The sequence below is a fragment of the Terriglobus saanensis SP1PR4 genome (assembly GCF_000179915.2).
Taxonomy (GTDB): domain Bacteria; phylum Acidobacteriota; class Terriglobia; order Terriglobales; family Acidobacteriaceae; genus Terriglobus; species Terriglobus saanensis.
The window spans coordinates 2564299-2583621 of sequence record NC_014963.1 but is presented as its reverse complement, the minus strand read 5'-3'; the positions used below and the strand labels follow the sequence as shown (position 1 = coordinate 2583621).

The following is a 19323-nucleotide window of genomic DNA, read 5'->3' as shown; positions in this document are numbered from 1 at the left end:
GGCTAACTCTAGACAACCTCGTTCTCACAGCATGATCGTGGGAACGAGGTTGCAAGGACAACCGTGGAATGGCAGCAGGCAATGGATCGCCAGACGGGTTTAAATGGCACATTAATCTTGCCACTTCCGGTGCTTTGCGAATAATCTTCCGCCTTCGGTGTTGTTTTCTATGAGCTGGGAATCACTTTGAGGTAGACCGATAGGAAGTGTCGAGAGGTTTTGTTTACTCTCCCTCTTCCTTTGGAAAATTCTTGTGCGATCTGCAATCGAAGAAACTCCCCAGCCAAGGAGATTTCATGGCAATCGACCAAGTCAAATTAGAAGCGTTCATGGGCAACTTCGTCCATGATTTCGGTGCTGTGATGCACGCCGCAACCGTGGTGGTCGGCGATAAACTCGGTCTGTATAAGGCGTTGACCGATGGACCACTTTCAGCCGATGGATTAGCGAAGAAGACGGGAACAGATGCGCGGTATGTGCGCGAATGGCTCTCCGCACAAGCTGCGAGTGGATATGTACAGTACGATCCCGCAACGGACAACTTCAGCCTCACTGAAGAACAGGCGTTCGCTCTTACCGTAGAAGACGGACCAGCGTTTATTCCAGGTGCATTTGAATTTGCGACTGCGCACTTTAGCGCCATCCCAAAGATGATCGCGGTCTTTCAGACCGGAGAGGGGTTTGGCTGGCATCAGCACGATGCGGCGTTGTTCCGTGGCACCGAGCGCTTCTTCCGCCCAGGTTACGCGGCTAATCTGGTCAAAAGCTGGATTCCGTCTCTTGAAGGAGTGGAGCACAAGCTCAAAGCTGGCGCCCAGGTCGCCGATGTTGGCTGTGGACACGGAGCTTCCACCATCATCATGGCGCAGGCCTATCCCAATGCGACGTTCGCTGGCTTCGACTATCACGAACCGTCGATCCGCTACGCGAACGACGCTGCAGCCCGCGCGGGTGTTGCCGATCGCGTGCACTTTGAGGTAGCGAGTTCCACGGCCTATCCCGGCAAGAATTATGACTTGGTCACATTTTTTGATTGCCTGCATGACATGGGCAATCCGATCGGTGCGTCTAGCCATGTTCTGAAAAGCCTGGGGCCAGATGGGACCTGGATGGTGGTTGAGCCGTTCGCGAACGATCGGCTCGAAGAAAATCTCAATCCCGTCGGACGCATCTTCTACTCGGCGTCTTCGTTCATCTGCACGCCAGCTTCGCGTTCGCAGGATGGCGCAATGTGCCTCGGAGCGCAGGCAGGTGAGAAGCGCATTCGCGAAGCAGTCATGCAGGGCGGGTTTACACGCTTTCGCCGCGCCACAGAAACACCCTTCAATCTGGTCTATGAGGCGCGCCCGTAATCTACTGAACTGAAGCAGGCGTTGAGAGGCTCAAATCATGAGCCTCTCAACCGGCCGCAAGAACACTTGTCTTTGGTAGAGGGGGAGTGGGACCCAGCGTTGCAGGGAGATAAAGTGGATGAGACGGCGAGCCATCTTTCGAGAGACGCAGATGGTGAAGCGTAGCGCCTGTCTCTCGCAGCAGTTGAACTACTTCGGCCGATCTGGGACGGAGCACCTTCGGCGGCTGCCCATAGGCAAGGATCACCCTTCCCGCTTGCTTTGCCATGTGAACAAGGGCATTAACATTCTCCGGGCCTTCCGGGTCATCCACATCAAGAAGCTTGTGCTTGTCGGTCGTGCGGTAGGCGTGGACATTCCCGACCAACTGGCCGCCGTATCCCCAAAGGCGAGCGTACCGCCCGGTCCGAATGAGCGTTGGATCTGCGTGTTCGACACTGGCCACGGAGGGATTCATCAGCAGCCACATAATGGGTGAAAGCTGCGAATCCCAAATCTCTGTGAGCGTATAGCGATAGCGCTTGCAGGGAGAGAAGTGCGCACTGATGTTCGAATCCGCCGGCCATCGTGGTTTTGATTTACCGCCCGGGTCGTGCGGAGGGGTGACCTTACTTTTCGCAGAGACTTCTATGGGTTTGCGCAGAGCGTTCATCATCTTGTTTCTATGATCTTACTCGGCGGCATGTCTCAAATGAGGCAGCGAATCCTAATGGACCATCGCGTCGAAGGCGCCTGTCTCCACAGTGTTGCCGTGCTTCATCTGCACAAAGATGCGGTATCGACCGGCACTGGGGAAGCCGTAGGGAAACTCTACGGCATTGGTCACTGCAGGCCCTGTAGACATGCCCGGCATTTCCGACATGCTTTGACCCTCGGGCATCTCCGAGTTGCTGCCACCGTTATTGGCAAGCATCATGGCGGCCATGGCGGCTGAGCCCTCGGGATGGACGTGCGCAAAGACGGTGCCGTCCGTCTTGACGAAAGCAGCGTGTCCCGCCATACCAAGATAGGGCTGCATATCCTTGACGTCTGCGCCCGACGGATCGAGCAGGCGGAAGTGCAGAGAGTACCCGGTGTTCGCCGTGAGGGATGCGGGCTGGGACCACACCATGGTGTAACCGTCGGGCAGGGGATATCGTGGCCCAAGCATGCCTGCGCTCAAGGGGGCAGGGGATCCTCCAGCATCGTCTGCAGCAAGCGCAACGCCGTGTTGCGTTGTGGGGATGTCGATCGAACTTACCAGAGTTTCCGGAAAGCCATTGGCATGCACCACATCGCCATACAAGGAGTAGTGACCGGGCGGCATCTGCGGCAGATCGAGATCGAACTCAGAGCCGTGGAGTGTGGGATGAAGATGAAAAGCAACGTCCAAGTCGGGCTGACGGATGACATACAGATGCATCATTTTGCCATGGTCAGGGATGAAGTCATGGTTCGAGCGCTGCTGCGTTTGTTCCTTCTGCTCTGCGCCGGGGTTGCCGAGGATGAGGCTTAGCGAATCGCCCCGCAGCTCGGGCGTCATCGAGAGAGGACGGTAGATCTTCATCGAAGCCAGAGCGGCTTCGACATTCCACCACTTGTTGGCCTTCCATAAGAGCGCGCAGATCACCGCGAAAGTGACGACAGTGACCAGAAGCGCCTTCCGCCGTCCGGCAGGACTGGGTGTCGCATCCGGCACCAGGCTGCTTTCGCGGACAGCGGCGCCGAAGATGCCTGCCATGCCCAGGACGAGAAAGGTTCCCAGGAGAACAAGCGAGACGGCGACGCCGCGTTTCATCGCCAGAGTAGAGAGCGCGGAAGCTGGAACCGGGATCGCCACCGTTTGACTACCGGATGCGCCGTGGATCGAAAATCGGACCTCCCATGAGCCGGACGCCATGATCCAGAGAGTGCCCGTGTAAAAATGGGGATCCTCCTTTGACGACTGCAGAATATCTGGCGCAGGAGGGTGTTCTGCGGCGGGACCAGTCATGGGCGTCGCCGTAGCCTCGATCCTGTCTGGAAGAGTGCCACTGGATCGTATCTCCACGGTGGCCACCCCTGGAATCACTGTAGGCGTACGAATCGTGACGTAGAGTTTGTAGGGGCCTTTCGAGACTTCTTCAAAGATATCTTTGCTGCCGACGTGGGCGTACGCGGGAAGAGTGCAGAGTGTGAGGAGAAGTAAGAGAAGGCAAGTGGGAAGGTTGCGCGTGCTCATCTTTGAAGCCCTTGGACCCAGCGACCGAGGCGGGCCCCTATCCATAAAGTGGCCGTGCCGAACAAAACCGCAATCAAGAGACTCACGAAAAACTGCAGGCCGTGCTCGGGCAGATCAAAACGCGGGTGGAGAATGCGTTCAGGCCGAGCAAAGTAAGACTGATACATCGTTCCGAAGAAACGGTTGCGTGCGGCGGGACTCATGAGGAAGTTCGCAAAAGGCCAACTGACTGCCGCCAGAGATGCAATCGAAAGCGTGCTGGCGATGAACGTGTCGGTGAGCGAGGGCCATCCTGCAAAGCGTTGCCGCACAAGGTCAATCGCTACTCCCACGACGATCAGCAGGATCGGAAACTCCATAGGAATCATATGGGTCACGGGATTGTAGACCGGGCCCAGCCTCGGCTGGGCTGGAAAAAGTGGAAGGAAGAGAATCTCGGCGATGTTGAAGAGCATATACCCGCCGGTCAGAATCGTTGCCGTCCAACGATGCCGTAAACTTCCCGCCATCATCGCGAGTACGGGAAAGATCGTAAGAGCGATCGTCGTGTAAGGACTCCGCGAGTGCCACTTGATAAACGAATCGAAATCGATAAGGAAGATCGAGATATCGATCACGAGAAGAGTGCCGAGATAGAGCAGCATCCGCTGCCCCGCACGGTAGGCAGCTTCATCTCCATGCGACGCGGCGCGATTCACGTAGGTCGCAACCAGAAGGATCGAACCGATGCTGATCCCTCGCAGACCAAAGAACAGGAGCGTGTGCGGCGGGCTGACGAGTCTTACATCGAGACCGTAGGCATTGTGCCACCAGTCATCGAAGGGAGCAGAGGTCAGCATAGCAATGCCGCCCCAGGCCGCGACAAAAGCACCGAGTGGGCCGCGGAGGCCAAGTACGCGAACAGAGAAGGGACGGAATGGAGAGTTCCTGCGAAAGGTCGTCGGAAGAATGAGATAGGAGCACGCTAAGATCGCAAAAACGGCGGAAAGATAGATCGTTACATGCGCAGGGTTCCAGAAACTATCCCGACCAATGGTGCGGTGCCAGGAGATGTCCCAGGGGATGCCTACCGTATTGCAGGTGGCTGCCAAGGCAATGCACCAGAGGTACCAGGGCATCCGTGTGGTGGACGCAATTTGTTGGCTGGACTCTGTACTTGTTGGGTAAGTGTCTAAAGAACTTATCGCCTGCACACCGATATGAGTAGCCAATGAACCCTTCCTTCGCTCGAAAGAAATTTTGAGGAGGGCATCTATCCTAGCGTGACCAACACCTCATGGTGCTGACATAAACCTGAATCATCAGGTTTATTCCTCGGTCGGATAAGAAATATCAAAAAAATAGTTTCGTTACCAGATCTCCTTTCCAAATTCAACAAATTTAGAGTGAAGTCTCGAAGGACCGATTCCAGAGGCGAAGAACGGGCGTTTCTCGTTCGTAGCCAAGAATGCTGAGGGAACCAGTCGTTAGCGCCAGCGATTTTCCGTTCGACGGGGGCAATTCCATCCAGCACGCCGTGAGGATACGCAGGAAGTGCGCGTGCGAGAAGATCAACACCTTTCCGCCCGCCGCCTTCGCTTTTGAAATCACTTTTTCGGCGCGCGCAGCCACCTGAGGAAGGCTCTCGCCTTCAGGAATCGGGTCGTTCCAAACAGACCATCCGGGATGTTCTTTGCGAATCTCAGGCGTCGTGCGTCCTTCGTAGATCCCGTAATCCCACTCGGCGAGATTGGCATCGACCTCTGCCTGATCGCCCATCCCCGCGAGCTTGCAGGTCTCCTGAGCGCGCTGCCGTGGGCTCGTCAGGACGAGCGAAAAATCCTGTCGTGCCAGGTACGGCTTGAGTGTCACGGCTCTCTCTTTCCCTTGCTCGGTAAGAGGGATGTCGGTTCTGCTGGTGTGTGCTCCGGAGAGGCTCCATTCTGTCTCTCCATGCCGTACCAGCCAGATTTCGCTCAAAACTTTCATGCTGCTCTCCTCGATTTTTCCGCCAGAACGCCTTTAGTTTAGACCGTACCAGCCTTATCCCTGGGAAGGATTGTCTGCCGTCGTCGCTTCTGCGGAAGCGAGGCCGTGCTTCTCCATGCGATAGATGAGCGTGCGACGGCTTATGTCGAGGAAACGCGCGGCATGGGTCTGGTTTCCCCCGCAGCGCTCCAGCGCTCGGCAGATCAGGTTGCGTTCCACTGCTTCAAGACTGATGCCTTGCTCCGGCAGATCGCGCCAAAAATCTGCCGTGCTCACGTTGTTTGCAGAAGCACTCGTCAACTCTTCCGGCAGATCTTCTTCGGTGATGAGATCGGATGCGGAGAGGACGAGCAAGCGCTCAATGACGTTTTCCATCTGCCGCACATTGCCGGGCCAGCTATAGGCCGTCATGCGGCGGCGGACGCCCGATGAAAGCGTTACCTGCTCCAGATGATGCAGCTTCTTCGCTCGCAGGAACAATGCTTCAATGAGGCCGGGAATGTCCTCCCTGCGTTCGCGAAGCGGCGGTATCCGCAGCGGCACCACGGCCAGGCGGTAATAAAGATCCTCGCGAAACGTGCCGTCCTCCACCATCGCTGCAAGGTTGCGATGGGTTGCCGTGATCACGCGTACGTCGACCTTTATCGGCGTATTCGCACCAATTTTAGGAACTTCACCGCCTTGAAGTACACGCAGTAGTTTTACCTGTGCCTCAAGCGGCAGCTCGCCGACTTCATCAAGGAAAACGGTGCCCCCATCTGCCGCTTCGAAGCGGCCCTGTTTGTGGGCCACCGCTCCTGTGAAAGCGCCGCGTGTATAGCCGAAGAGTTCCGACTCCACGAGTTCATGTGGAATGGCACCGCAGTTGATCGCGATGAAAGGACGATTTCGTCGCTGACTGTTGTGATGGATGGCGCGTGCGACCAACTCTTTGCCCGTCCCCGTCTCTCCTTCAATCAGCACCGTAGTGTCTCGCTGCGAGACGCGGGCCGCCTGATCGAGGACGCGGAGAAAGCTCTTGGATTGACCAACGATGCCTTCGAAGCCATAACGCGCATCGAGCGCGGAACGCAGGTTGCGCACTTCTTCCAGCAGGTTCTGCCTCTCCATGGCCCGATGTACGACCACCAGAAGGGCATCGAAGTCCACAGGCTTCGTAACGTAGTCGTATGCACCCAGCTTCATGGCTTCCACGGCTGTCTCTACAGTCCCGAACGCTGTGATCACAATCACTGTGGTCTGCAGGCCTTCCTTCGTAATACAGCGTAGAAGCTCAAGCCCTGTGGTCGGCATGCGGAGGTCCGTAATGACGAGGTAAGGCTCCGTCTCCTGCAGCTTGATCCAGGCTTCTTCACCATCGGAGGCAAGTGAGACTTCGTAGCCTGCCTCTTCCAGCTGCATCTTCATCACACGCCGCAGGCTGCTGTCGTCATCTACGACGAGGATGTGCTTTTGCTTCATGCCTGCACCAGGTTTTGTTTCGGGAGAGGTTTTGCTTCGCTGCATGGAAGTTCCATGCGGAAGATCGCGCCGCCGCCAATGTTGGCACGACAAGTAAGCGTTCCGCCATGTTGTGAAGCGATGTTCGCGGCAATCGCAAGACCCAGGCCAGTGCCGTTCTCTTTCGTCGTAAAGAAGGGCTCGAAGATGCGGTCACGCTCCTCTGGCGCAATCCCACTGCCTTCGTCACAAACTTCAACCTGAAGTGCTTTGACGATAAAGTGCGTGCGGATCAAGACAGTGCCCTCGTTCGGCGTAGCCTGGATGGCATTGAGTAGAAGATTCAAGAGCAGCTGCTTGATCTGCTCCGGATCGCAATCGATCTCTCGCGCGTCGGATGACGTCTCCACTTCGAGCGCCACTCCCTTTTCACCCGCAACATGCTGCGCCAGAGCGGCGACGGAGTAAATCATCTCACTGGGCAAAGTAGCCTGGAAGCGCGGCAGACGAGGTCGTGCAAAGGTGAGGAAGTTGGTCAGAAGTTTGTTGAGCCGCTGCGACTCCTTGGTTAGGATGTCGAGGCACTCCGCCTGGCTCTCAGGAGAGGCCTGGCCACGGGTAAGAATTCCGGCGGCACCGCTGATACTCGCGAGAGGATTGCGAATTTCGTGAGCGAGCGAGGCGGAGAGTTGGCCCGCGGCGGTGAGGCGCTCCGTTTTCTTCAGGCGCTCGATGTTCTGGTGCAGTTCGGTGTACACATTCTCCAGTTCACGCTTCGTCGCTTCGACTTTCTTGCGCTGCATCCGTTCGCGGTCCGCGAGCGCTCCGGCGATGATGCCAGCCGCGCCAAAGGTGCTCAGTTCCACGATCTGGTCCTGCGCATCCAAAGGGGCTCGATGCCAGTGGCGGTGAATGGAGGGTGCTTGCAGTGCAAGAGCAAGAAGGATTGTCTTCAACGCGCCGCGCCAGCCAAAGAACAGGCCGGCGAGCATGAAGGGCAGGATGTTGAGGTGATGCAGGATGTTATGCAGGACTTCTGCATGCGGTGGCGTCACCCAGGTAAAAAACGCGAGCGTGATGACGAGCAGGACCACCGTCGCAATCTTGAGACGCCGGGAGAGCAGGGGCGAAACTCGCTCGGAGCGGAATGCGGATTGTAGGCCCACCGAGAGAAGTGGCATGTCTTCATCATCCCACGGAGGCCAAGGAGCAGTCTCTCCAACACGAAAGGGAGGCGGTGAATCGACGATGGGGCTGAAAGACATCCTGTAGGGGAGGAAGCAATTTGAACGCCAAGTGCAACGCACAGAAATCGGCGCAATTTTCTTCAGACACTCCCAATCGAGTGAACCATTCAGAACACCGCTGCTCCATATGGGACAGCTGCCGTGTATCGACTCTCATAGAAAGCCGCTAGAAGTGCGTGTTTCCTGCTTATGTCTTTTGGCTTGCTGATTGCCTTAGACCTTACGTGACGCTTTGTAAATTTGCCTTCTTCTCTTTAATCCTGTCGGTTCAGCCTGCGCTTGCGCAGACCACGGTAGCTTCTTTGCCCGTGGCTCCTGTTTCTGAGTCGTCCATCCCTTTGTCGTTGGTCGATGCCATTGCCATGGCGGAACGCGGAAACCCGCGCCTGCAAGAGGCCGCAGCCAATGCAGACCGCTCGGCTGCTGCGGCAAAGACTGCTCGTGCCTATACCAATCCAAGCCTCGAAGTGTTTCAAGGTCGCCAGTATGCGCGACCCATTTCAACGCCCGGCGTCCCCGGCCTACTCCAGCACTACGCTGCTTATCAGGCCATCGAGGTTCCTTCGGAGCGTGCGGCGCGTCAGCGCGTTGCTGTGGGCGGAATCTCCAGCAGCAAATTCGCCCAGCAGGGTGTGACGCTTTCTGTCGTGGCGGACGTCAAGCATGCGTTTTACGCTGCGCTGCGACGGCGTGAGGAAATAGGACATGCGCAGGAGAATCTGCAACTGGTCGAAGACCTACGAAGACGTGTGGAACTCGAAGTTCGAGTCGGTGAAAAAGGGCGTCTCGAACTGACGCGTGCAGAGGCCGAACTGGCCCGTGCGGGCTTCGCCGTGCGCAGCGCGCAGCTGGAATATGCCAATGCGATCGCACTCCTGCGCGTCGCAATCGCCGCACCGGCGGATGCGCAGCTGAGTCCGCAGGGCGAACTGGAACCACGCATCACTCTGGTTCCCGTTGCGCAGGTGCGCGAGACGGTTCTGCAGATGCACCCGGCGGTAAGACAGTCGCAGGCTGACATCCAGACCTCGAAGGCATCGCTCGACCGGGAAAAGGCCCTGCGCATTCCGCAACCGACGGCCTTTGCCGAATATGAAAATCAGCCGGATCTGCGTTTCTGGCGGGCCGGTGTCACCGTACCGATTCCGCTCTGGGATCGTCGACGTGGCCAGATTGGAGAAGCGCAGGCGGCCGTCTCACGCTCCAATGCTCTGTTGGCACAGCGACGACTGGAGCTGATCTCTGCGCTCGAGCGTGCGTATGAGCAGTACCAACTCGCAGATCAGCAGGCGACCTCGTTGGAGAGTGGCGAACTGCGCGCAGCGGAGAGTGCGGTAGAAGGCGCCAAGGCGGCGTACCGCTTCGGCGAGCGCGGCATCGTGGAAGTACTGGACGCGCAACGCGTTTTGCAAAGCGTGCGCGGTGACCTGCTGGCCGCGCAATATGCGCGCCAGTCTGCACTGGTGGATCTGGAAGAACTTGGTGCGGTTGCGCCCGGAACGAGGCCCTAATGACGATACGAAATCAAGTTTTACGCGCATGCGCTGTCATACTTTTTGTACTGCCGCTTCTTGTGGCGCAGGGATGCAAGGCGAAGCCGGAAGAATCCGCCGTTGCTCAGAACGTAGGTCCCAATGAAGTCACCATTCCTCCTGCGCTCGCTGGAAACCTGAAGTTCGGTTCGCCCGAGATGCGCAACGTGACGGGCCTGATGCAGGTGGCCGCGCACGTGGAGACAGATGCCAGCCGCATTGCGCGCGTGGGGTCACCCGTCTCCGGCCGCATCCTGCGACTGCTGGTCTTTGAAGGGCAGAATGTAAAAGCCGGAACGGCGCTGGCGATGCTGCACAGCACGGACCTCTCCGATGCGCAGGTAGCTCTGATCAAATCAGGCTCGCAACAAGGACTTGCAGCAGCATCCGTCAAGCGTGCGGAGCAGCTTGTGGAAGCGGACGTCATCGGACGCGCAGAGCTGGAACGACGGCGTGCGGAACAGTTGCAGGCCAGTACAGAGGTCTCCTCCTATCGCACCCAGTTACGCGGCCTGGGCATGACGGAGAATCAGATTCATCAGTTGGAGACCAACCGTAAGCTGAGCGCGGACTATCCCATCGTCACGCCAAAAGGTGGAACGGTATTGAAGCGCGAGATTACCATCGGACAAGTGGTGCAACCATCCGACCCTGCGTTCACCATCGCGGATCTCTCCAGCGTCTGGATCGTAGCGAACGTGCCTGAGGAAGATGCAGGCACGCTCCGCAAGGGCATGGAAGTGACCGTAAAAATTCCTGCCCTGCCGCAGGAAGAAATCACAGGACGTCTGTCCTTCGTTTCACCCATTGTCGATCCAGCCACTCGAACAGTGGCGGTCCGTATGGAAATGAAGAACACGGAAGGACGTCTGAAGCCGGATGAACTCGCCAGCATGATCTTCACCGGTCATGCGGACAGAAAGTTGACCATACCGAACACAGCCACGGTCCGCGAAGACAATCGTGATCACGTCTTTGTACAGATTGCGCCGCAGAAGTATTTGCTGCGTGAGGTGCAGTTGGGGGAGGAGCAAGATGATCGACGCGTTGTGCTTGGCGGCGTTCGTGCCGACGAGCGCATCGTGACGGATGGAGCCTTCCACCTCAATAATCAGCGAAAGCAGAACGCGATCAAGGGAGGCCAGTAGATGCTGCAGTCCATCGTGGCGGTCGCGCTGCGGCAACGCCTGATCCTTGTGGTCATAGCTGTAGTGCTTGCAGGTTTTGGCGTAAACGCTGCAAAGCAGCTCTCGGTCGATGCATTTCCCGATGTCGCCAATGTGCAGGTGCAGATCGCAACGGAAGCAGCAGGGAAGTCTCCGGAAGAAGTAGAACGATTTGTCACTATCCCCATTGAGATCGCGATGACCGGCCTGCCGGGTATGACGGACATGCGCTCTCTGAACAAGCCAGGGCTCTCGCTCATAACACTGGTCTTCACGGACGAGAGCGATCTCTACCGCGAACGCCAGATGGTCAGCGAGCGCCTCGCCGAATTGCGCGAGCGCATGCCGGAAGGCGTTACACCCGTACTCGGTCCCATCACAAACGCCTTGGGCGAGGTCTACCAATACACTCTCGAATTGCCCGGTGAAGCCGAAACGAAGCGCGCTCTTTCGCGCGAAGAGTTAATCGAGCGGCGTACCTTGCAGGACTGGGTCGTCCGTCCTCTGTTGCGCTCCATCTCGGGTGTTGCGGAGATCAACTCCACCGGCGGATTTGTGAAGCAGTACGAGACCCTCGTCGATCCGCAGAAGCTGCATTACTACAACCTCACCATCAACGATGTACGCCAGGCACTTTCCCGCAACAATGCCAACGCGGGGGGAGGGGTCCTGCCGCAGCACGCAGAACAGTATCTGATCCGCAGCGTAGGCCTTGTGCGCGGTCTGGATGATCTGCGCAACATCGTCCTGAAAGAGAGTGGTGGTACGCCGGTCTACATGCGCGACGTTGCCGACGTCCGCATTGGAACTGAAGTGCGTGCGGGCGCAATGATCAAGAACGGCGCGACAGAAGCCGTGGGCGGCGTTGTCCTCATGACGAGCGGTGGCAACGCCAAGGAGATCGTAGGCCGCGTGAAGGAGCGCGTAGCCCAGATCAACAGCAAGCACATGATCCCCGACGGCCTCCAGATTGTGCCGTATTACGACCGTTCACAACTCGTAGATGCCGCGATCCACACCGTCACTGAAGTTCTCGGCGAAGGTGTTGTCCTCGTCGTAGTAATTCTGTTTCTCTTCCTTGGAGACCTGCGTTCGAGCCTGATCGTCAGCGCGAATCTTCTCCTGACTCCTCTGCTGACCTTCCTCGTAATGAATCAGATTGGTCTGTCCGCAAACCTCATGTCTCTTGGAGGTCTCGCCATCGCGATTGGCCTCATGGTGGATGGATCCGTCGTCGTGGTCGAAAACGTCTTCGGCAAACTCAGTCATGCAAGGCACGCAGGACACGGCGATCTGGGTAGATGGAGCAAACTCCAGGTCGTCCTCAATGCGGTACAGGAAGTCGCCACGCCAACAGTCGTAGGCGTCACCATCATCATCCTGGTCTTCCTTCCGCTCATGACGCTCGAAGGTATGGAGGGCAAGATGTTCGCGCCTCTCGCGTACACCATCGCCATTGCGATTGCGATTTCGCTGGTGCTCTCACTTACACTCTCGCCCGTACTGTCTTCGTATCTCTTGAAGGGCGGTTCGGAAGACGATACATGGCTCGTAAGAACATTGCGCAAACCTTATAGTCGTCTGCTGGGATGGGCACTCCATCATCGCAAGACGACCGTGCTGACCGTCGTAGCGCTCTTCGTCGGTGCACTTCTGATCTTTCCTTTCCTCGGAACGTCGTTTATTCCGGAGATGCAGGAAGGCACACTTTCTCCCAATGCAGATCGTGTGCCGAACATCTCACTAGAAGAGTCGCTCAAAATGGAGCGCGAGATGCAGCGGCTTATGCTGCAGGTGCCCGGCGTGCAGAGTGTCGTCTCACGCGTAGGACGTGGCGAATCGCCAGCAGATCCCGCTGGTCCCAACGAAGCCGATGTACTCGCTTCATTGACGCCCTTTGACGAACGGCCACGCGGCATGACGCAGGACGGAATCGCAGAGCAGATTCGTACCCGACTGACATCGCTTCCGGGCATTAATCTGGTCATGTCACAGCCCATCAGCGATCGCGTCGATGAGATGGTCTCTGGTGTTCGTGCCGACGTTGCCGTCATGCTCTATGGAGATGACCTCGACGTACTCGTAGCCAAAGCAAGCGAGATTGCTAAAGTCGCCACGGGCATCCAGGGCACACAGGACACTCGCGTGGACCGCGTCGGAGGACAGCAATACCTAACCATTGACATCGACCGCAGCGCAATCGCCCGCTACGGTCTGAACGCCGCGGATGTGAATGACGTGATCGAAATGGCCATCGCAGGAAAATCCGCAACGGACATCTACGAAGGGGAACGCCGCTTTGCTGCTGTGGTGCGTTTGCCGCAGAGCCTGCGCGATAGCGTCGAAGATATCCGCGAACTACAAATCAGCGCTCCGTCTGGCCCGCGTATCTCGCTGAAGGATCTCGCCACGATCAAGGTCGTCGAAGGCCCGGCGCTCATCAATCGCAGCATGGGCAAGCGCCGTATTGTGGTGGGCGTCAACGTGCAGAACCGCGATCTCGGCGGCTATGTCAAAGAACTGCAAGGAAAAGTAGATCAACAGGTCAAACTTCCCTCTGGCTATTTCATCGAGTGGGGTGGGCAGTTCCACAACATGGAACGCGCTTTGCATCACTTGATGATCATTGTCCCCATCACCATCGCGGCGATCTTTTTTCTGCTCTTCGTGCTCTTCAAATCCGTACGATTCGCCGCGCTCATCATCACGGTGCTTCCGCTCGCCTCCATTGGCGGCATCCTCGGCCTTTTTATCTCAGGTGAATATCTTTCCGTGCCAGCGTCTGTGGGCTTCATCGCTCTCTGGGGAATGGCAGTGCTCAACGGTGTGGTGCTCGTCTCTTACATCCGCAAGCTGCGGCAGGAAGGTCATTCGCCAGAAGACGCCGTTCGCGAAGGAACGCGCATGCGCTTCCGGCCGGTCATGATGACCGCAACGGTGGCCGCTCTTGGCCTCGTTCCATTTCTCTTCGCTACCGGTCCGGGCTCTGAAATTCAACGCCCGCTGGCCATCGTTGTCATCGGCGGCCTGGTCAGCTCCACAGCGCTGACTCTTCTCTTGCTGCCAGTCGTCTACGCCTTCTTTGAAGGAAGCTATGTCGAAGAGACAGAGGAGTCTGCCGAGATCCTGGTATAACCCTTCTCCTGCTTGATATCGAAGAGGAGTCTCAGACCATTGATCCCGTGACGAGACACCTCTACGACCTGCGGCGGAACATGATTCGTCTGGCGGACGTAAGAGATTTACCCGGACGAGTGCTAGGCCCTTGTCGTCGAAGACCTGCAGCAGGTGGTGCGGGCAAACCTATCTTTGGTCTCATGTGCATGTTGGTATTGAAGTTTGAGAGGCCGCAATTCGGATCGTGAATTCGCCGCGGTACTTTCTTCCACACATTCTGGCTTAGTACCGGACAGCTTCTCCAGCTATTCCGTCGAGACTCAAGGGCTTCGCTTTCAACGACGCAGCAGTCTGCAGGAACTAGGACTTGAAAGGGATATGGATACGATCCGGGACATTTTGCAAACAGGGTGAGGCGCAGACCGGCAACTGAAGGTTTGGCAGAAACCGGTGATCTGAGGCAATCGTCGACTACATGGTGCAGGAAACTAGAGCTGGCCTCTAAAAATAAAGTTAGGGGCTACTGATATTTCAGTGAATTTTGGTAATAGAGTGAACACAACACTTTCACATCTTTACCCTTAAGTTTTGTTCAAGTCTTGGCAGTGAAGCGAAGAGTTCGCAGCTGTGCATCCGTAAAGGCCTTGTCGCAAGCAGTCGTGTATCTGTTTTCCCAAACCGCTTTTTAGAGGAGTCACTATGAGCACCGGATCTTGTAACCCTTCAGTTTCACGCCGCAACTTCGTGCGCCTCTTTGGCGCAGGAGCCGCCGCCGCTGCCGCAATCTCGGGTCTTACCCCGGAACTGCGTGCCCAAGCCGCTGAGCCCAGCCCCTTCACACCGCGCACCAAACGTATGGAGCGCCCCCAGCTTCCGCCCGATGCCGTGATCATTTCGACCAACGAAAATCCTCTCGGACCTGCGCATTCCGCGATGGAATACATGATGAAGATCGCCCCGATGGGCGGACGTTATGACCGTGTTGGGGTTGGCCAGGATGTCGTCAAGACTCTGAGCGAGCAGTTCGGCCTGAAGCCAGGCTACGTTGAGTTCTATCCGGGTTCGGGTGGACCTCTGGATATGGCGTTGATGTCGAACATCGGTCCGGACAAGGGCCTCGTCTGCGCCGATCCTTCCTATGAGCAGGGACCTCGCGCTGCCAAGACCATGAAGGCTCCGCTGAAGATGGTTCCTCTCACTGCCACCTATGCGCACGACGTGAAGGCGATGCTTGCTGCCAACCCGAACGCGGGCGCTTTCTACATCGTGAATCCGAATAACCCTACCGGCACCATGACGCCGAAGGAAGACATTCTTTGGCTCATTCAGAACAAGCCGGCTGGTTCGGTCGTCATTGTGGATGAGGCCTACCATCACTTCTCGACGCACGAGTCGGTCATCGATCAGGTTGCCGCCGATAAGGATGTCATCGTGATGCGAACCTTCTCGAAGATCTACGGTATGGCTGGCATTCGCGCAGGTTTTGCGATTGCACGTCCTGATCTCCTCGCGAAGTTCAACACCGTCTCGCCCTACCTCCACATTCAGAACGTGGCCAGTGCTTCGATGATGTCCGCGGCGATGGCCGTAGCCAGCCTGAAGGATGCCGACCTCGTACCCCTGCGTCGCAAGCTGAACCGCGACAACCTGGACATGAGCATGGAGTTCCTGGACAAGCACGGATACAAGACGATCCCTGGATCGCAGGCGAACATGTTCATGGTGGACGTAAAGCGTCCCGGTAGCGACTTCACGAAGCAGATGCTGACGGAGAAAGTGGCGATCGGCCGTTCGTGGCCCATCATGCCGACCTACGTTCGCGTTACCGTCGGCACCAAGGACGAGATGCTGAAGTTCCAGACTGCTTTCGTCAAGTGCATGGACAAGCCCTCTACCACAGTAAACGCCCAGTTGAAGGCGGAACTCTACATCCCGTCCGAAATCGATCGTCACTACGTATAAGGCTCTAAAGTACTTCGCAAAGGGCCCCGGCGATTACTTTCGCCGGGGCCTTTTGGCTTCTGTCGTCCTTCCCGCAAACGTTTGGATTATCCTTAACTTTATGTCGAACCTTATTGAGGCTCTACCTCGCCTGCTTGGCGTACCGTTCCCCATGGAGTTTGCCGCTGGCGCCACGAACGCCGTTCAAACCTGTCTGCGGGTTCAGCCTTCAGAAAAGGTCACGCTGATTGCAGACGAGAAATGCCTGGAGATCGCGGCCTCCCTCGCCGCTGAACTGCAGAATTCTGGTTGTCGATGGAACGGCTTCATCCTGGAGGAGGAAGCCCAACGGCCTCTGAAGGAGATGCCCGCAATCGTCCTCGAAGATATGGAAACCTCCGATGTGAGTATCTTTGCCGTCGAGGTCCAGCCCAACGAATTGCGCAGCCGCATGCAGATGACCGACGTCGTCAATCGTCGCCGAATGCGTCACGCGCACATGGTCAACATCACGCCCGAGATCATGGTGCAGGGCATGCGTGCCGACTTCAATTTAGTGGACGAGTTGAGCCAGCGTGTGCTTGACCTCGTGCGCCAGGCGACCTACGTGCGCGCCACGACCGCCGCCGGGACCGACATCCATGCGCAGCTTTCGCCGGACTATAAGTGGTTCAAGACCTCAGGCATCATCAGCACGGAGAAGTGGGGAAACCTGCCCGGCGGAGAGTGTTTTACTGCTCCCGAAGAAGTGAACGGTGTCTTCGTGGTAGATGGTGTGGTGGGGGATTATCTTTGCGCACGCTTTGGAATTCTGCGCGCCACTCCGTTGACCATCTGGATTGAGGGGAACCGCATCAAGCGCATTGCATGCGATAACAAGGAGTTGGAAGCCGCGTTCTGGGCCTATACCCATACGGATGTGAACTCAGATCGCGTTGGCGAGTTTGCGATTGGAACCAACATCGGCGTAGAGAGGGTGATCGGAAACATTTTGCAGGACGAGAAGTTCCCCGGAATCCATATCGCCTTTGGAGATCCCTATGGAGCGCACACCGGCGCACCCTGGAAGTCGTCCACACATATCGACGTGGTGGGTCTCGGCTTCAATATCTGGCTGGGGAATGCGGACGGGGAAAAGCAGATTATGCGCGATGGCGTCTTTGTCATCTAAAGAAAACAAGAAGAAAGGGCGGAGACGATGCCTATCGTCTCCGCCCCTTCTTTTGGATCAGTTAGTGAACGCTGATGGAATCCGTCAACGTGAACCGAACGACGGTTTCTGAGGGAATAACGGCGTCCTTATTGCCAGTCATGGCTCCGGCCGCCGTACCACCGCCCGCACCAGCCAAGCCACCGATCAGAGCACCTTTACCTCCGCCAGCCAGACCACCGATCAGAGCACCAACACCCGCTCCGCCGCCGATGAAACCTGCTGTCCGCTTGCCCTTGCCCTTGACAATGGACGTATATTCGGTGCTGCTGACACGATAGCCACCGATGTTGGTGAGCTGAATGCCAATGACGCCTTCACCCTTGAAGTGGCCCTGTCCGCGTGCGGAGACGACTTCACCACGCACGTTCGTGCCGCTACGGAAGGCGGTCACGCCGTGTACCACGATAGGACCTGCAAGAACGCCGGTGAAGCCCTGTCCTACCGCAGAAGTCTTGCCCGAGAGAGTCTCGGTGACGCGGACAGCCACACGGGTGTGGTTAGGAACCGTGACGCCGGTGGGAGCAGGTGCTGAATTGGAGGAAGTCATTGCAGTCACGGGAGCGGGCGCGCCATCGGTAGGAGCTGGCGTCATTGCCTGCATGGCGGGTGCCGGTGCCGGGGCGGGAGTCGGTACAGGAGTACCGGGCGCCATGGCGTGAGCCGTGCCGTCGGGATAGAGGAGTACCTGCTGTCCGCCTACGGGAGCGTTGGTTGTGGTTCCGTCGGGATTGATGACGGGGGTTCCTGCGGGCACCGTGGAGACGGTGCTGCCTGCGGGGACGGCGACGGGCGGGTTCTTCTTGCATCCCGTGACTGCCAGCGCGGACGCCAGGCAAAGGGAAAAGACTGCTGCTCTCAAATGGAATCGCATGTTAATAAGCTCTCCTGGTTCGTGCTTCGGATCGTCATTCCGCGCAGAAAATCTGTCCGCGAAGGTGCGTGCCCTTATCTTGTGATGCTCGCACGGTAAAATCAATTCCTTGGAAACAAAAATATTTTGAGGTGGTAAAGATGGACGCGAACGCCGAACGTAGTTTTCCTCATGCAATGCTGCGTGAGATCTGGGAGCAGCCCTCTGCTCTGGAACGCACGCTGGACTACTACACGGACGGAACGACGTTTCGCGCGAAGCGGTTTGCCGAGGCGCAGATTGCCCTTCGCGATCACAACGATGTCGTCATCGCCGCCAGCGGTTCCAGCCGCCACGCCGGTTTGACCGCCGAAATCGTCATGGAGGATCTGGCACGCCTGGCCGTTGACGTAGAGTTTGCCAGTGAATACTGCCTACGGTCCACAAACACCAAGCGTGATCCTGCGGTGATTGTTATCTCGCAGTCGGGCGAAACGGCGGATACGTTGGCTGCCCTGCGCGAGGCAAAAAAACGCGGCCACCGTACCTCTGCCGTGACCAATGTGGCAGGATCGACCATGGCGCGCGAGGCCGATGCGAGTTTACCAACTGAGGCTGGGGTGGAGAAGGCGATTCCCGCAACCAAAAGCTTCACTGCCCAGCTACTGGTCCTGCATCTGCTGGCACTCTACGCCGCGCAGGAGCGCAAGGCGCTGGATGCGGCGGAAGTGACTCGCAGGCTTGCCCTGGTGCGCGAGCTGCCGCAGGCAGTCGCGGCTCAGCTTACAGAGTGGGAGAAGCAGATCGAGGCGCTCGCTCCTTTCTACGCGGGCGCTAAGACCTTTCTCTTCCTTGGGCGAGGCATCCACTACGCCATTGCTCGCGAGGGCGCGCTCAAGCTCAAGGAGAGCTCGTATCTGCATGCCGAGGGCTATCCCGCTGGCGAATTGAAGCATGGGCCCAATGCGCTGGTCTCTCCAGAAGTTCCGCTCATCGTCCTTGCGACCTATGACGCAGACGATGCGGAGAGCGTTCTGCGCTACGAGAAAACGGTTCAGCTTCTGGCGGATATGAAGGCACAGGGAGCAACGGTACTGGCGGTCATCAACGCGGGCGACGTGCGTGTTCGCGGCTTGGTTACGCATGCCATCGAAGTTCGGCCAGCCAACGAATACCTCTTGCCGATTATTGAGGTGATTCCGTTCCAGTTGCTGGCTTACTTCATCGCCGTGCGCAACGGTGTGGACGTCGATCGTCCGCGCAACCTGACCAAAGCCGTACTAGCGGACTAAGGAGA

General features: G+C 57.4%; 14 protein-coding genes. 7 read left to right on the top strand and 7 right to left on the bottom strand.

Annotation, left to right across the window (positions count from 1 at the left end; genetic code table 11):
* Nucleotides 1–296 precede the first annotated feature (296 nt).
* Nucleotides 297–1352, top strand: a complete 1056-nt coding sequence (locus tag ACIPR4_RS10645; RefSeq protein ID WP_013568672.1) for a class I SAM-dependent methyltransferase — start codon at nt 297–299, stop codon at nt 1350–1352.
* Nucleotides 1353–1398: 46 nt separating this feature from the next.
* On the opposite strand, the gene ACIPR4_RS10640 is transcribed toward ACIPR4_RS10645, so the two are convergent.
* The 6 genes from ACIPR4_RS10640 to ACIPR4_RS10615 all read right to left on the bottom strand — a co-directional run bounded on the left by ACIPR4_RS10640 (nt 1399) and on the right by ACIPR4_RS10615 (nt 8141).
* Nucleotides 1399–2007 (bottom strand): DUF1643 domain-containing protein, encoded by a 609-nt coding sequence (locus tag ACIPR4_RS10640; RefSeq protein WP_013568671.1) that lies wholly within the window; start codon nt 2005–2007, stop codon nt 1399–1401.
* Between the two features lie 51 nt (nt 2008–2058).
* Complete coding sequence (locus tag ACIPR4_RS10635; RefSeq protein ID WP_013568670.1) at nt 2059–3552, bottom strand: hypothetical protein; 1494 nt, start codon at nt 3550–3552, stop codon at nt 2059–2061.
* Nucleotides 3549–4763 (bottom strand): hypothetical protein, encoded by a 1215-nt coding sequence (locus tag ACIPR4_RS10630; protein WP_013568669.1) that lies wholly within the window; start codon nt 4761–4763, stop codon nt 3549–3551. The genes ACIPR4_RS10635 and ACIPR4_RS10630 overlap by 4 nt, the downstream gene beginning before the upstream one ends.
* A gap of 169 nt (nt 4764–4932) precedes the next feature.
* Nucleotides 4933–5520 carry a histidine phosphatase family protein gene (locus ACIPR4_RS10625; protein ID WP_013568668.1) on the bottom strand — a complete coding sequence of 196 codons (588 nt, stop codon included), beginning with the start codon at nt 5518–5520 and terminating at the stop codon, nt 4933–4935.
* Between the two features lie 54 nt (nt 5521–5574).
* Nucleotides 5575–6981, bottom strand: a complete 1407-nt coding sequence (locus ACIPR4_RS10620; RefSeq protein WP_013568667.1) for a sigma-54-dependent transcriptional regulator — start codon at nt 6979–6981, stop codon at nt 5575–5577.
* The gene (locus tag ACIPR4_RS10615; RefSeq protein ID WP_013568666.1) at nt 6978–8141 is read right to left on the bottom strand and encodes a two-component system sensor histidine kinase NtrB; all 1164 of its coding nucleotides are present in this window, start codon (nt 8139–8141) and stop codon (nt 6978–6980) included. The genes ACIPR4_RS10620 and ACIPR4_RS10615 overlap by 4 nt, the downstream gene beginning before the upstream one ends.
* Before the next feature lie 290 nt (nt 8142–8431).
* Here ACIPR4_RS10615 and ACIPR4_RS10610 point away from each other — a divergent pair, with 290 nt between their 5' ends.
* The 5 genes from ACIPR4_RS10610 to ACIPR4_RS10590 all read left to right on the top strand — a co-directional run bounded on the left by ACIPR4_RS10610 (nt 8432) and on the right by ACIPR4_RS10590 (nt 17134).
* Nucleotides 8432–9718 (top strand): TolC family protein, encoded by a 1287-nt coding sequence (locus ACIPR4_RS10610; RefSeq protein WP_245536305.1) that lies wholly within the window; start codon nt 8432–8434, stop codon nt 9716–9718.
* Nucleotides 9718–10887 (top strand): efflux RND transporter periplasmic adaptor subunit, encoded by a 1170-nt coding sequence (locus ACIPR4_RS10605; protein WP_013568664.1) that lies wholly within the window; start codon nt 9718–9720, stop codon nt 10885–10887. Before ACIPR4_RS10610 ends, ACIPR4_RS10605 begins: the two co-directional genes overlap by 1 nt.
* Nucleotides 10888–14040, top strand: a complete 3153-nt coding sequence (locus ACIPR4_RS10600; protein ID WP_013568663.1) for an efflux RND transporter permease subunit — start codon at nt 10888–10890, stop codon at nt 14038–14040. It begins immediately after the preceding gene.
* Nucleotides 14041–14721: 681 nt separating this feature from the next.
* The gene (locus ACIPR4_RS10595) at nt 14722–15984 is read left to right on the top strand and encodes a pyridoxal phosphate-dependent aminotransferase (RefSeq protein ID WP_013568662.1); all 1263 of its coding nucleotides are present in this window, start codon (nt 14722–14724) and stop codon (nt 15982–15984) included.
* A gap of 100 nt (nt 15985–16084) precedes the next feature.
* Entirely contained in the window at nt 16085–17134 is a 1050-nt protein-coding gene (locus ACIPR4_RS10590; protein WP_013568661.1) for an aminopeptidase, read from the top strand.
* A 61-nt stretch (nt 17135–17195) separates the two neighbouring features.
* Here ACIPR4_RS10590 and ACIPR4_RS21615 read toward each other — a convergent pair whose 3' ends face one another.
* Complete coding sequence (locus tag ACIPR4_RS21615) at nt 17196–18047, bottom strand: hypothetical protein (protein WP_013568660.1); 852 nt, start codon at nt 18045–18047, stop codon at nt 17196–17198.
* Nucleotides 18048–18187: 140 nt separating this feature from the next.
* Between ACIPR4_RS21615 and ACIPR4_RS10580 the strand changes: the two genes are divergently transcribed.
* Nucleotides 18188–19318 (top strand): SIS domain-containing protein, encoded by a 1131-nt coding sequence (locus tag ACIPR4_RS10580; RefSeq protein ID WP_013568659.1) that lies wholly within the window; start codon nt 18188–18190, stop codon nt 19316–19318.
* Nucleotides 19319–19323: the final 5 nt, after the last annotated feature.

What these genes read in the sequence shown, in the direction of transcription:
- ACIPR4_RS10645 (WP_013568672.1), top strand. Translation starts at nt 297, where the DNA reads ATGGCAATCGACCAAGTCAAATTAGAAGCGTTCATGGGCAACTTCGTC.
- ACIPR4_RS10640 (WP_013568671.1), bottom strand. Translation starts at nt 2,007, where the DNA reads ATGATGAACGCTCTGCGCAAACCCATAGAAGTCTCTGCGAAAAGTAAG.
- ACIPR4_RS10635 (WP_013568670.1), bottom strand. Translation starts at nt 3,552, where the DNA reads ATGAGCACGCGCAACCTTCCCACTTGCCTTCTCTTACTTCTCCTCACA.
- ACIPR4_RS10625 (WP_013568668.1), bottom strand. Translation starts at nt 5,520, where the DNA reads ATGAAAGTTTTGAGCGAAATCTGGCTGGTACGGCATGGAGAGACAGAA.
- ACIPR4_RS10620 (WP_013568667.1), bottom strand. Translation starts at nt 6,981, where the DNA reads ATGAAGCAAAAGCACATCCTCGTCGTAGATGACGACAGCAGCCTGCGG.
- ACIPR4_RS10615 (WP_013568666.1), bottom strand. Translation starts at nt 8,141, where the DNA reads ATGCCACTTCTCTCGGTGGGCCTACAATCCGCATTCCGCTCCGAGCGA.
- ACIPR4_RS10605 (WP_013568664.1), top strand. Translation starts at nt 9,718, where the DNA reads ATGACGATACGAAATCAAGTTTTACGCGCATGCGCTGTCATACTTTTT.
- ACIPR4_RS10600 (WP_013568663.1), top strand. Translation starts at nt 10,888, where the DNA reads ATGCTGCAGTCCATCGTGGCGGTCGCGCTGCGGCAACGCCTGATCCTT.
- ACIPR4_RS10595 (WP_013568662.1), top strand. Translation starts at nt 14,722, where the DNA reads ATGAGCACCGGATCTTGTAACCCTTCAGTTTCACGCCGCAACTTCGTG.
- ACIPR4_RS10590 (WP_013568661.1), top strand. Translation starts at nt 16,085, where the DNA reads ATGTCGAACCTTATTGAGGCTCTACCTCGCCTGCTTGGCGTACCGTTC.
- ACIPR4_RS21615 (WP_013568660.1), bottom strand. Translation starts at nt 18,047, where the DNA reads ATGCGATTCCATTTGAGAGCAGCAGTCTTTTCCCTTTGCCTGGCGTCC.
- ACIPR4_RS10580 (WP_013568659.1), top strand. Translation starts at nt 18,188, where the DNA reads ATGGACGCGAACGCCGAACGTAGTTTTCCTCATGCAATGCTGCGTGAG.